General features: G+C 44.2%; 12 protein-coding genes. 4 read left to right on the top strand and 8 right to left on the bottom strand.

Annotation, left to right across the window (positions count from 1 at the left end):
* Positions 1 to 163: 163 nt before the first annotated feature.
* Complete coding sequence (locus O9295_RS26145) at positions 164 to 478, bottom strand: hypothetical protein (protein ID WP_002735918.1); 315 nt, start codon at positions 476 to 478, stop codon at positions 164 to 166.
* A gap of 290 nt (positions 479 to 768) precedes the next feature.
* Between O9295_RS26145 and O9295_RS26150 the strand changes: the two genes are divergently transcribed.
* The 3 genes from O9295_RS26150 (at position 769) to O9295_RS26160 (ending at position 3,401) form a co-directional block, all read left to right on the top strand.
* Positions 769 to 1,272: a hypothetical protein gene (locus tag O9295_RS26150; RefSeq protein ID WP_002792980.1), complete on the top strand. Its 504-nt coding sequence runs from the start codon at positions 769 to 771 to the stop codon at positions 1,270 to 1,272.
* A gap of 248 nt (positions 1,273 to 1,520) precedes the next feature.
* On the top strand, positions 1,521 to 2,747 hold the full coding sequence (locus tag O9295_RS26155; protein WP_353851892.1) for a hypothetical protein: 1,227 nt from the start codon (positions 1,521 to 1,523) through the stop codon (positions 2,745 to 2,747).
* Between the two features lie 48 nt (positions 2,748 to 2,795).
* Complete coding sequence (locus O9295_RS26160; protein WP_287737415.1) at positions 2,796 to 3,401, top strand: hypothetical protein; 606 nt, start codon at positions 2,796 to 2,798, stop codon at positions 3,399 to 3,401.
* Positions 3,402 to 3,421: 20 nt separating this feature from the next.
* On the opposite strand, the gene O9295_RS26165 is transcribed toward O9295_RS26160, so the two are convergent.
* The 6 genes from O9295_RS26165 to O9295_RS26190 form a co-directional block, all read right to left on the bottom strand.
* Positions 3,422 to 4,624, bottom strand: a complete 1,203-nt coding sequence (locus O9295_RS26165; protein ID WP_288036191.1) for a tetratricopeptide repeat-containing S1 family peptidase — start codon at positions 4,622 to 4,624, stop codon at positions 3,422 to 3,424.
* Positions 4,625 to 4,760: 136 nt separating this feature from the next.
* Entirely contained in the window at positions 4,761 to 5,576 is an 816-nt protein-coding gene (locus O9295_RS26170; protein ID WP_194015700.1) for a S1C family serine protease, read from the bottom strand.
* 181 nt (positions 5,577 to 5,757) lie between these two features.
* Complete coding sequence (locus tag O9295_RS26175; RefSeq protein WP_288036192.1) at positions 5,758 to 6,393, bottom strand: COP23 domain-containing protein; 636 nt, start codon at positions 6,391 to 6,393, stop codon at positions 5,758 to 5,760.
* A gap of 161 nt (positions 6,394 to 6,554) precedes the next feature.
* The gene (locus O9295_RS26180; RefSeq protein ID WP_150977911.1) at positions 6,555 to 7,643 is read right to left on the bottom strand and encodes an isocitrate/isopropylmalate family dehydrogenase; all 1,089 of its coding nucleotides are present in this window, start codon (positions 7,641 to 7,643) and stop codon (positions 6,555 to 6,557) included.
* 287 nt (positions 7,644 to 7,930) lie between these two features.
* Complete coding sequence (locus O9295_RS26185; RefSeq protein WP_002735229.1) at positions 7,931 to 8,167, bottom strand: NifU family protein; 237 nt, start codon at positions 8,165 to 8,167, stop codon at positions 7,931 to 7,933.
* 224 nt (positions 8,168 to 8,391) lie between these two features.
* Positions 8,392 to 9,039: a DUF3386 domain-containing protein gene (locus O9295_RS26190; RefSeq protein ID WP_004268696.1), complete on the bottom strand. Its 648-nt coding sequence runs from the start codon at positions 9,037 to 9,039 to the stop codon at positions 8,392 to 8,394.
* Between the two features lie 129 nt (positions 9,040 to 9,168).
* On the opposite strand from O9295_RS26190, the gene O9295_RS26195 reads away from it, so the two are divergent.
* On the top strand, positions 9,169 to 10,962 hold the full coding sequence (locus O9295_RS26195; protein ID WP_288036193.1) for an SUMF1/EgtB/PvdO family nonheme iron enzyme: 1,794 nt from the start codon (positions 9,169 to 9,171) through the stop codon (positions 10,960 to 10,962).
* A gap of 471 nt (positions 10,963 to 11,433) precedes the next feature.
* Here the strand turns inward: O9295_RS26195 and O9295_RS26200 are convergent.
* A partial coding sequence (locus O9295_RS26200; protein WP_288036194.1) for an Rpn family recombination-promoting nuclease/putative transposase occupies positions 11,434 to 12,228 on the bottom strand: 795 nt, incomplete at its 5' end.

A 12,228-nucleotide genomic window follows, 5' to 3' on the forward strand; every position in this document is an offset into this window, starting at 1 on the left:
ATTGGAGTGATTGGGGGGAAAATTCAGGTACTTTTTCCCTGAAAATTAGGTAGTTGACCACCTGAAAATCGATAAAACCCCACACCCCACACCCCACACCCCACACCCTGCCCCCAGGAAAAACTTTTTCAGCAAGCCCTATTTATTGGGGATTTGGTCGGATTTAGCTGGCTGCGGGTACACGGCTGCCGCTAACTCCGGGGACAGGACCACGACGAATGTTGGTTTCCGCTTCGATGGGAACGAATTCAATATGATTGAGGAGGGTAGTAACGAAAGCAAAGAGTAAAAAAGGCAAAGAGAGGACGACGACTAACCCCACGGTAGCGAGGGCGAAAATTTGTCTAGTGCTACTCCAAAGAGCTAGAGTGGAAGCCAGAGTAAGAAAAATAACGATTAACCAAACGATTATTTGTCCGTAAATATCTCCGAAGGTGAGGGTGCAAACCATGCGATAGTTACGAAAATCCTTATCCATAACAGTAAACCCGTAGATAGTCAGTTATTGTTTCAGGGTAAGTCTAGAATCGTCACCTTGGTCAATATTTAAAGGTTTTTATAAACACTTGTTGATAAATCTTTACAATTCTGCGCCGAGCGGGTAGCCAAATCTAGAGGTAAGAGCGGTATTGTTTGGTTGTCCTTCCGGAAAACTAAGTTGATATTATAAGAATTGATAAGAATTGCTAAGAATTACCAAAAAACTGGCCAAAATTTTGGCGAACGCTCTTTACAATTAAATTATAAAGGCAAGGAGGAGCAAGCCTAATGAAAACTTTTGTTGAGCGTTATCGGTCTTGGTTTAATTGGACAACCCTAGCCATGGTTGTTCTCGGTTTCTGGTTAAGTGCCAGTTTCGTCATCGATTTAATCATTCTCCCCAGCTTATCCGTAGCTGGCATGATGACACAAAATGGCTTTGCCAGTGCTGGTTACTTGCTATTTGGCATTTTTAACCATCTGGAATTAGTTTGTGCGGCGATTGTGCTGTGTAGCTTTGTTGTCTTCCACCGCTATCATACCTTAATCCATCTCCCCGAACATCGATCGCTTCTATTCGCCGGTGTTCTCTTAGTAATCACCCTAATTTACACCTATTTTCTCACTCCCAATCTGAGTGCTATGGGTTTACTAGCTCCCGTTACTGCGTCGGGAATGTCGGGAGAAATGATGTCCTTGCAGATTGGTTACTGGTTTCTAGAAGTGGTTAAAGGTTTGATAGCTTTTACCCTGTTGCGCTGGTGTTGGCGAGATGCCTTTAAGTTGGCTTAGTTTTTGATGACAAGCGGGGTTCAACCCGCTTTTTTTAGTTCTAGCAATATAATCCGCCTATTTGATTCGTGAACGGAGAGGCAGTACAACTGGGGAATCCAAGAATAGAGGTCGTAAATATTTTACCTTTCATTTAGGCGCACTAGGGGATTCCATGATTGATAACGAACAGGTTTAATAACTTGCTATCTAAGAATAAATCAGTTACAATTCTTGCAAATTAACTTCGTCTGTGAGGAAAGCTGGAAGTGTTGTTAAAAAAAGCAAAAAGAAACGGCCGTATAAGACACATATTTTCTGGAGGAATTTTGATCACATCCTGTTTGGGGACAGCCATACTTTGCGATCGGGTGAAGGCCCTTCCTTCCCCCTTAGACATTGACGCTGCTTCTATTCGGGTATCCCAGGAAAAAATTATCATTAATTCCCCCGTAGAATTAGAGAGGACAGAAAGAGTTCTGACCACCAATTCCTTCTCGACAACAGAGGGATTAGCCGATAGTAATCTGCCCTCATCCTTAGAAAATAAACTAGGGAAATCTTCCCTCGATACTTTAGCAACAGAAAAGACCAGGACAATTTCAACCCTACAAGAATGGAAGGCGAATCTAGGGACAACGCAAGCAAGTCAGCTTTTACCAGCAGGAGTTAATAACTCGCCAGAAGTCGAAAAATGGCAAGCACAGGCATCTACCCCCGTTGATCCCAATATTTCTCCCGAATTGCAGCGTTTACGTCAAGAGTTTCTGATTGAGGAACCGCAATTAAGGCAACAAACCCTTTCTGCGAAACTGGCGGAATTTGTGGTTACTCCTAGTGGCAGTATCTCTACTCCCAGCGCTTTTGGAGCGACTTTTGGGCAGATTTTCGGTGGTTTCGGTTTCCAGTCGAGAACCCGTTTTACCAATCAAGCAGATGGTGGGTTAGCCCTAGGGGTCGGTTTAGGAGAACCCCAGAAAATTGTCGGTTTGGATGTAACTCTGGCGATTTTGAGCCTTTTTGGTGATAACGCTGGACGGGGCAGTTTTAGCTTTAAAATTCACCGTTCTCTGCCAGAAAGTTTTGCTGTGGCCCTAGGATTTGAAAACGCTATTAACTGGGGTGGGACAGATGGCAGTAGCAGTATCTACGGGGTGGTGAGTAAATTTTTTCAGTTAACAGAAACAACGAAAGAACCCTTTAGCCAATTGACGCTCTCTTTGGGTGTTGGTGGTGGTCGTTTTCGCTCGGAAGGAGCCATCGAAGATGGGGTAAATTCCCTGGGTGTCTTTGCTAGTGCGGGTTTACGAATTGTTGAACCGGTCTCGGCCATTGTCGAATGGTCGGGTCAAGACTTAAACGCAGGTATTTCCCTGATTCCTTTCCCGAAAATCCCCTTGACGATTAACCTTGCGGGTGCTGATTTAACGGGGAATGCTGGGGACGGAGCTCGCTTCGTCATGAGTATCGGCTACAATTACTTTTTCCCCCGTTAGTCGGTTTTTATATTGTGTAACTTAGTTTTTTGAATGAGGATTAAGACCATGTTGATGAAATGGTTGACTAATTGGCAAGTTTCCCTAGTGGCGGCGGTTTTGCTGACCAATTCCCTAGTCTCTCCCGTTATGGCGCAAACCGGCAACCAATCCGATATCACCGGACCAATTCTTTCCACCAGTGATTTTGCCGGTCAAACTATCCCCATCACCACCACGGTGACGGGATTGGGATTTCAGGGGGGAGAACCGGTTCAAATCGCTGTTAATCAGGCGGCTGCTTCTGTGAATGCTCTTTTAGCCAGTAATAATTTAACCTCCCCCACAGGTATCCCGATTCCCGCAGCCGTTCAGCAATTGCTACTGAGCATCTTAACCGGGGATGCACAGGCGGGTAATAATATCAATGCTGTCATTGCCGCTCTTTACTCAGCCCCCGGCGCACCGCCTTTAAATGTTATTCAAGACTTATTGGCCAGCTTAGAGAAACTGACCAAGGAAGAGAGGGTAGTTCCAGCTAAATTGCAGGCGGCGGTGCGGGCCTATAATGCGATGATTTTAGCCAGTAACGAAGAGTTTCTCCGCAATCCCCCCGCAGAACTACGAGCAATTCAAGCATTCTTAGCTAAATTGGTGCAACCCACTATTAGCTAACCGCATTTTCCAGGCTGACTTCACCATAGTCTCCTTGGATTAGAGGGCTGTGGTGAAGGCTCCACGGTGGGCGCGGTGGTTGGCTGTGAGGGGGTTAGAGAAGGGGTATTTCCTCCCCCTAAAGATTCTTGGAGCTTGTCTCGCAGTTTTTTGGCAGTATCGGAGTTAGGATTAATTTTGAGAGCTTGTTCGTAGGCGGCCAGCGCCTCTTGGGGGCGTTTCCAGTAGGTCAAGACCAGACCTTTCCCGTACCAAGCTTGATAGAGTTGAGAATCGAGTTGCAAGGCTTTTTCATAGGCGGCATAGGCGAGGGCTAATTGTCCTAACCGCCACATTTTATTGCCTTGATTAAGCCAGTTTAGGGGATTAGTATCGTTCTTATGGGGAAATTCCAAAGCCTTGTATAATTCATCCCCAATTTCTTGCAAAGATAAGGCATTGGGGGGCGAATTTTCGACATTTATCTGCCCTTGAATGCCAGACTGGGGTGCTAATTTCAAAAAAGTAGTGATGGGAATAGCGAGACTAAAGCCAATTGCTACTCGCACCTCTTTAATTTTTTCCCCCTCATTTTGCCCGTGAATTCCGATTACTCTCCCTTCTGTATCTAATACTGGTCCGCCACTCATACCCCCATAGGTGACGCTAGTATAAATTAGCTCATAACCAAAGGAAGGCGGAAAGATTTTAAACAAAGGGCTAATGGCTTTGGGCAACACTTTACCAACATTAAAAAATCTTTCTCTCTTACCAACAAATTTCGGATCAGGCCATCCCGAAGCAAAAATAAATTGTTCGTCAGCTAATTCATAATTAGCTAAGGTAGCTAGGCGATAATCCCGATCGCTAGTGAATTGAAAGACCACTAGGTCTACTTCTGGCAACTTTCTAATACTATTAGGGTTAAGAGAATATTTTTTGCCATCATGAGTTACTACCTGTAACTCGTAATAATAGTTCTTACAATTAACTTCATAATCTTTACACAAAACATGGCTGGCAGTAAGAACCGTATAGTTATTTCCTTCTCTAGCGATAATTGCTCCTGAACCATTTTGACGAACTATCCCTTCCGCTCCGTCATCTTCTGAAGGAATTAAAACAGTAATTTCCCGGGCAATACCATTTACTTGCTCTGGCTTTAATGCTATGGCTATTCGAGATTGGCTTAAGAGAGTTAAGGCACTGATTAATGCCAGCGCAAGTCCATAAAATTTATTCATGATCCTGACCTAATATAAGGATAACGGCTTGGTTTCACCGATACCATCCCGACCAGATATTGCGCTCTCTAGATGGTGGTGTGGGAAATGAGTTTCCTGTTTGCGGGGGAGAAAATTGCAATGGAGTGAATGGCGATCAAGAAGGGTGATCCGAGAATTTTAGCCCCAACTGCCAGAGAGTTTGGCTAGGAATAGCCCAACTAAATTGATTCATCTGTCTTTTGAGAAATTTTGAAGCCACCGAGCCATCACTGAAAGTATAGGAATTCCCCCAAACCGGACTGGCATCAAGTCCATTAATACCAATTACTTGACCTTGGTCATTAAGCAAGGGACCCCCACTCATTCCCTTTTCAATACGATTGTTATAGCCGATGCGATAACCACCGTCAAATGTCTGGTCACTCAACATCGAAATTTGACCAGTCGTCAGGATAAACCCGCTATTTTGATCACGACGCTCTTGAAAAAAAGGAAAACCGGCTGCAAATACGGCATCACCCACTCTTATATTCGACGAATCCCCGAATGAGGCGATCAAATAGGTTCGAGAACTGTGAAAAGACAATAGGCTCAAATCATTACCATCAAAATTGATGGAATTTAACACTTTTGCTTGATAAATTTGACCATCAGGAGTTTGGATTCGATAATAGTTGTCAGAAGCTTGTTCAAGAACGTGCTGGTTGGTCAGAACCGTATAAACTTGGCCTTCTCTACGAACTAAAATTCCCGATCCTGATCCTTCTTTCGATAAAATCTTCACAGTAATTGCGCGGGCTAATTGATGCAATTGCTGTTCTGATGCTTTTTCACTTGTACTTGACTGACGGGAACCACTGTCTGAGTTAACCTCCCAAGCAACGGTCTTGGGATGAAGGGACTGTGCCAGCAGTCCCCCCACGAGTAAAATGCCAGCACAGGTGCCAGATATCTTGGAAAAATATTTCATGCGATCTACGACTAACTGAATCCCTAGCAGGTCGAGTTTATTTGGATTTTTGTTCCTACTTGTGAGTATTTATTATCTATTTTAGATATTTAGATAATTGTTTGAACAAGCGAAGCCAGGAAAACCGAGCCTTGTTTAGTCATCAGAAAAGTCTATCACAGAAGAAACGATCACAACTCGTTTACCAGCGAGAACCGCCAGAAGGAGATTGGTTGGGTTGGGTTGTTGTCGCTGGAGTCTCGCCAGCGGAACTACCTGAAGATGGGCTATTTTCAGGGGCAACATTACGCAGAAAATTTTGAAAGTCGATGGTAATTGTTTTTCCATCGGCAGAACTTTCCGATAGTGGTTTAGGATTAGAACCACTAACAGTTCTTCCTGCCCGCAAATCGAATAGCCCTTGCACAACCCTTACAGCATCTTCGCCTTTTGAGAGTGTAAATAATAAGTTTGAAGGACTAGGACGGTCACGACCACTAGCAGGAGAGTAAACAACGGGCAAACCGTTCAAAAAGCCCGTCGTGATGATTTCAATCCCATTGGGTTCCCGTTCAGATAATCTGTTGAATCGACCAGTTACTTGTTCGCACCGGAGTTGGGGAGGATAGCCAGCATCACTAAATATTTCACGTTTCCAATAAATAATTGGTCTTTTATCCCCCCTACCAATATAGTAAGTTGTGGGAACCCCTCTGGAGTCCGGATCACAAATGAATAGAGGATCGTCTGCACCTTGGCTCGGTGATTGTAAGGTCAAGGCAGCTCCTACACCAATCAGAGCAATGGTCAGAGTTTTTGTCAAAGTTTGTAGTTTCATTGTTCTTATCCTAATCCTGCAAAGGGACTCTGTTACACACTTCAAAGGTAGCCGTTATTTCTCCGCAAAACAAACAAAAGCAAGGCCTTTGCAACAATTCTTATTTTTTGGGATTAGCTTTTCTTCAAACTCCTGTTAAGATAGCAATCAGATGAGTTCGTTTACCCCAAAGCAGACCAAACTTCTAACTTACTGACCACGCGACGAATCACCTCATCGGTAAACTCACTCATGGTCATTTGTCCCCCTAAATCGGGGGTTTTTTTGCCCTCGTGAATAGTTTCAAAGACACTTTCATAAATTGCCCTGGAAGCTTTACGCGCTTCGCTAGTTTCGATATAACCTAACAAAGCTGCCGAGGCTAAAATCATCGCCATGGGATTAGCGATATTTTTGCCCTCTAAAGCGGGGGCCGTGCCGTGGGGAGCTTCTGCCATAATGGTTTTAACCGCTAAGGTCTCCTCATCAAATCCCAAAACTAAACTTTCGGCCCCGGCAATACTGCCATAGAGTTGCAAGACAAAATCAGATAATAAATCGCCATCGCGATTAAGTGCTGGAATCACCAAAGCTTCGCCGTCGGTTTGTAAAAGTAGGGCAAAAGTTGCGTCAATTAACAGGGGTTGATAACGCACTTCCGGATGTCTTTGGGCCGCCGCGTCTAATTCCTCTTTAAACATCCCTTCGTAGGTGGCACTAACGGTGAATTTTGGGCCGCCAAATACCCGCGCCCCGGTTTTTTTGGCCTGTTGAAAGGTAAACTCGGCCACAGCGCGACTGGTAGCCCTAGAAATGCGGGAGGTGCGATAGGCAATTTCATCGCCGGTGGCCGTGGTTTCTCGCCATTCTTTGGCCCCGTAGGCATCGTCAACGGCCATGCGGACAATGGCAATGGGAGAATAAACGCCCCCAATCGGACGAATACCGGGGATACGGCGACCGATGCGGAGAATTACCTGAGAATTCATTGCTTCTCTTAAAATAGCGTTAGGACTGCCCACATCTCCTTTAATTTCTGGGGTAATAGTGGCAGCTTTGAGAGCTAATCCGGTTTTTAGAGTCGCTTCGGCGGCCTCGTGAACCACTTGATTGTTACTCTGGCGACGCTGGGCTAAACTAAGATCAAAATCGGCAAAGTTAACCGGTTGACGAATTATCGAGGGTTGCAATACTCTCAGGGCTTCTAGTAATAGTTCTTCTCCAGTTTGGTCGCCGTGCATGACCACAATAGTGGGGATATTTTCAGTCATAATTTTTGAGTTTTAATAAAAATTTTCAAGTATATCTTAATGCTTAATTGACCGTTTAATCGGCTAAAAAAGATACTTTTTACCTTAATTAATTCTGTAATTTTATCAATCTTGCAGAAAAAGATATATAATACCAAATCTGGTTATTAAAAACCGATTATTTATTCTCCCTTTTGCATAAGTGCCTCTTGCATGAGTGCCTCTTGCCTTAAACCCTAATTAATATTATGCCCGATCGCTAATTAAATTAGCAATCGGGCAGTGGTGAGAATTAATTAACCCAAGATTTAGAAAGCTTGTTCAACTTCGGCAATTTCGGGAATCACTTCCCGGAGACGACGTTCGATGCCCATTTTTAGGGTCATGGTGGAACTGGGACAGGAACCGCAAGCGCCTTGAAGACGCAGTTTGACGACTGGCCCGTCGATTTCGACTAATTCCACGTTACCACCATCCGCCATCAGGTAGGGGCGCATTTCATCTAAAACTTGTTCGACGTTATTGGGAGTCAGTGTTAAAGACATAATCAGCTTCTGGTCAGAGATTTATTACAGTGTAAGTAAGTGGTTTCAATTAAATTGAAGATAGATTTTGTCTTTGATCCCCCCTGCCCCCCTTGATAAGGGGGGTTTGATCCCCCCTGCCCCCCTTGATAAGGGGGGTGCCGATAGGCGGGGGGAGCCGACAATTTTTAACACCCACCTACTTAGTTACTTCAATCCTAACGCTTTTTGGGCGGGGATAACCCTTAAGATTCTAAAAGCTGTAGATTGATAAAAGTGAATTCTGTGGTGGATTTTTCGCCCCCCGCGTCGATTGCGTTAATCACTTGACAGGAGGGTAAATAATAATTACCGATTTTTTCGTAGGTTTCCTTAAAGTCACGTTTTCCCTTTAATTCATCGGTTTTAGCATTGCGGAAAATGGCATTATAGCGAATAGAAATATAACCTTCTCCCGTATCGAGACTTTCCTCGGTATTAATAGTAAAAGCCATCGGTCCCATGACTCGACTGACTTGACAGATTTCCTGGCCACGGACCTTATAATTAGACCCCATAGCATCGCCGGTGACAAGAATTTCTACCGCACCGGTGGGATCATCTTGCCCGAAATTAAACTGGTTTTTGCCGTGGGAAGCATCAAAATTGCCTCTTTTGCGGTGAGTAACGATGTCGCGCATTTGATTATAGATACTTTCTTGCACTTTCTCGTCATCAATGCCCGTTACTTCCACACTATAATCGGCATTAACTTGAATTTTGCCCGTATGGACTTCCTCCCCTTGGGTGAGGATAATATCAGCAGTGTAACCGGGAAATCCTTCATCCCAAGTGTAACGGTTTTCGTAGGCGGAGCGGAAAATATCTCGGGCGTTCGTCGTGGCTACAGTCATAATCGCTTTACTTGTGTTGATAACTCCATTTATATCATTGTCGCTGATTTTTTCGCCTCTGGCCGAGATTTCTAGCTGATCAAAAAATCGGGCTAAAATAGAAAAAACTCACCCTCAGCGACCAAGGCGATGGCAGAAGAAACGGCGAAAATCAAGCTTTATCGGAAAACCTATCAACTTCCCCAACTAAATCGCCCCGATTTATTGGTTTTGCAGGATCAGATTCAAGAAAGACAGCAACTGATTAAAACCGGAAAACGGGTTCGCAATACATGGTTAGGATTGAGGAAAAAAGAAGAACCCCTCAATTTCGAGGAAACTTTTCAAGAATTGGAAAGATTAGTCAAGGACTATAACCAGTTAATCGGATTTCTCACCGACCATAAGGATGAATACCGGCGGTTTTTTCTGGAACTGACCGAGGAAATCAAGGAGGCAGTGGCGGTTAAATGCCAGAAATTGGCAGAAACAGAGCGAAAACGCCAATCTTTGGAGAATAGCATCGGCTCGGCCGACCTGCGAGATACCCTGAGACTACAGAAACAGCAGATTTTCCGCACCGTGATTCTTGTTGGTCGCGCCAGCTTGCTCATGCTCAAGAAAATCGACTTAATCAGCGAAAGTATCCAGAAATTAGCTGAAGATCAGGATACACAAAAACAGGTTTTCTCGAAAATGATCGGCGAGTTGAACGGGTACAAACAAGTGTATCAGTTGCAGCTGGAGTTAGATAGTCTGGAACAAGAAGCGATCGAAATGGCCAAAGTAGCCATTAATCTAGAACAATACCTAAAACCAATTATCGGACAGTTTCAAGGCTTGATCGATCGAGTAGTGACCATTGACGGGGAACTTTCCCGCAGTGTCAGCGAAGTGGAATCCCTCGTCCAGAACATTCTTAGTTCCGAATCGGCGGTATCTTTCCGCAAAAACGAGAATCTATCGGCTAGTTTGCTCAATTTCCTCGTCACCAGCGAAGAAAAGCGCGGCCGTTTAGCGATCGCATTAGAGCGAGCCGAGCAGGAAGGATGGCAATGGACAGACGTGGAAATCCCCGATGAGGAAATCGAACTCGAAACCGCCATTCAACGCATCAACAATCATGTAATCGAGAGAGTTGGGAATTTTAGCACCTCCGTCGTCGGTGACTCTCCTATTCCTCCCCTTCCTAAACTGGGGACACCCCCAAGCAATAAAACTCCATTTACCGAAAACCTACCCAATCGAGTCACACTAGAGATGGTGAGCTTACCAGCAGGTGAATTTATCATGGGATCTCCTGACAGTGATCCCGATGCTACAAGTGATGAAAAGCCTCAACACCAAGTTCAAGTCAACAGTTTTGCGATTGGCAAATATCCAGTTACTCAGGCACAATATCAAGCAGTGATGGGAACCAATCCCTCTAATTTTAAAAACAATCCCCAAAATCCGGTAGAAATGGTTAGTTGGGAGGACGCTCAAGCCTTTTGCAAAAAATTGAGTCAAATAACAGGGAAAACCTATCGCCTCCCCACAGAAGCGGAATGGGAATATGCTTGTCGTGCGGGGACAACCACTCGCTTTTATTTCGGTGATGATGCTAATCAGTTAGGAGATTACGCTTGGTATAACGGAAATTCTCAGGATAAAACTCATCCTGTGGGTCAGAAAAAGCCCAATGCTTGGGGACTGTATGACATGAGTGGCAATGTTTTCGAGTGGTGCGAGGACAATTGGCATGATAACTATATCGGAGCGCCGACGGATGGCAGTGCTTGGCTAAAAAATGGTAATGATAATCGTTCTCTATTGCGGGGCGGTTCTTGGTACAACATTCCAAATTTCTGCCGTTCCGCTTTCCGCGACTACAGCTACCGCCGCGACTACAACCTCTTCGACCTCGGTTTTCGGGTGGTGTGCGGTGCTGGGAGGACTCTGTAACCCTTTTTCCCTTTTTACCCTTTTTCTCTTTTTCTCTTTTTCTCTTTTTCCCGCCTAGCGGCGGGTCGATTTTTTTTGAGATTTTTAATGGCTTCCATTACTGTTAATATCTCAGATGAACAGTTGAAGACTTAATTAGGGTTTGCATAGAAGATTCGATTTTCAATTTCTGTCGATGGCGTTTGGAACAAGGGGTTAAGGCTTGTGTTCGATGCCATCAAATCATTACAGATATGCCAATAATCCCAGATGATAGAGAATAGATATTTCCTAAAATTAAATATGCGTAACCTGAAACCCTTGGTAGGGACAATTCATGAATTGTCCCTACGTTTTCGGAGTAAAATTCATGAATTGTCCCTACGTTTTCGGAGATGTCTAATGATGACACAGCTAGTCTCTCTGCTATAGTACAAAAGTCGTTTAGCATGATACGCTATCTAACCTTAGTGCGATCGCATTGAACTTTTCCTATTCCCCTTGAGTTGCTTGTCTAACCTGTTCGATTTCTAATTCTAAAGCCTGTGCTATCTGTTCAAAGTTTAATCCTAAGGCCAATAAACGAGGAATAGAAGCTAATTTTGCCGCTAATTCGCCTTCTTGTCGGCCTTCCTCTCTACCTTCCTCTCTACCTTCCTCTCTACCTTCCTCTCTACCTTCCTCTAAAGCTTCCTGATACACTTTAGTTTGTTTTAAATCACTTAAACTAAACATCGCTTCTATCTCCTTTCTACTGACTTGGGGTAACTTATAAACCAAAATTGTCTCTATCAATTCTAAAAGTTCTTGCTGTTGTTTGACCTTAGGGAATGCTTGTCTAATCCGTGGAATTAATTGTTTTCCCTGCTCGATCGCTCTGGCGGTTGGTGCTACAATTAATTGTAACATCGATATTCCCAGGGATTCCACTTCCCTTAATTCCTCGAGATAAAAACGTAAAATCCTGCCTGAGTTGATTAACTCCCCATAACGAGCCGTCTCTACGCTTTCCACTGAACGCCGAGGATAAATAACTACTCCCTGCCAGTTGTTGCTTAAGTCCGTTTGGTGGAGATAGAGGAAGATTTCACTGAAGAAACGGGAATAAAACCTATTATCTTTCTGAAATTGTACTTCTAGGAAATAAATAGGCTGATTGGGTGTATCAGGCAAAAAGACTCCATCGAGACGAAAGGACAATTGTTTAACTTCCACCGAGGAGAATTGATAAGAATTGGCGGTTTCGGGGGGAAGGTTCAACAAATCAAAGAAACAAGCGGGAAATCT

Source organism: Microcystis sp. LE18-22.4A, assembly GCF_027531105.1.
Lineage (GTDB): Bacteria > Cyanobacteriota > Cyanobacteriia > Cyanobacteriales > Microcystaceae > Microcystis > Microcystis aeruginosa.

Coding starts and splice junctions, on each gene's coding strand:
- O9295_RS26145 (WP_002735918.1), bottom strand. CDS start 478: ATGGATAAGGATTTTCGTAACTATCGCATGGTTTGCACCCTCACCTTC.
- O9295_RS26150 (WP_002792980.1), top strand. CDS start 769: ATGAAAACTTTTGTTGAGCGTTATCGGTCTTGGTTTAATTGGACAACC.
- O9295_RS26160 (WP_287737415.1), top strand. CDS start 2,796: ATGTTGATGAAATGGTTGACTAATTGGCAAGTTTCCCTAGTGGCGGCG.
- O9295_RS26165 (WP_288036191.1), bottom strand. CDS start 4,624: ATGAATAAATTTTATGGACTTGCGCTGGCATTAATCAGTGCCTTAACT.
- O9295_RS26170 (WP_194015700.1), bottom strand. CDS start 5,576: ATGAAATATTTTTCCAAGATATCTGGCACCTGTGCTGGCATTTTACTC.
- O9295_RS26175 (WP_288036192.1), bottom strand. CDS start 6,393: ATGAAACTACAAACTTTGACAAAAACTCTGACCATTGCTCTGATTGGT.
- O9295_RS26180 (WP_150977911.1), bottom strand. CDS start 7,643: ATGACTGAAAATATCCCCACTATTGTGGTCATGCACGGCGACCAAACT.
- O9295_RS26185 (WP_002735229.1), bottom strand. CDS start 8,167: ATGTCTTTAACACTGACTCCCAATAACGTCGAACAAGTTTTAGATGAA.
- O9295_RS26190 (WP_004268696.1), bottom strand. CDS start 9,039: ATGACTGTAGCCACGACGAACGCCCGAGATATTTTCCGCTCCGCCTAC.
- O9295_RS26195 (WP_288036193.1), top strand. CDS start 9,169: ATGGCAGAAGAAACGGCGAAAATCAAGCTTTATCGGAAAACCTATCAA.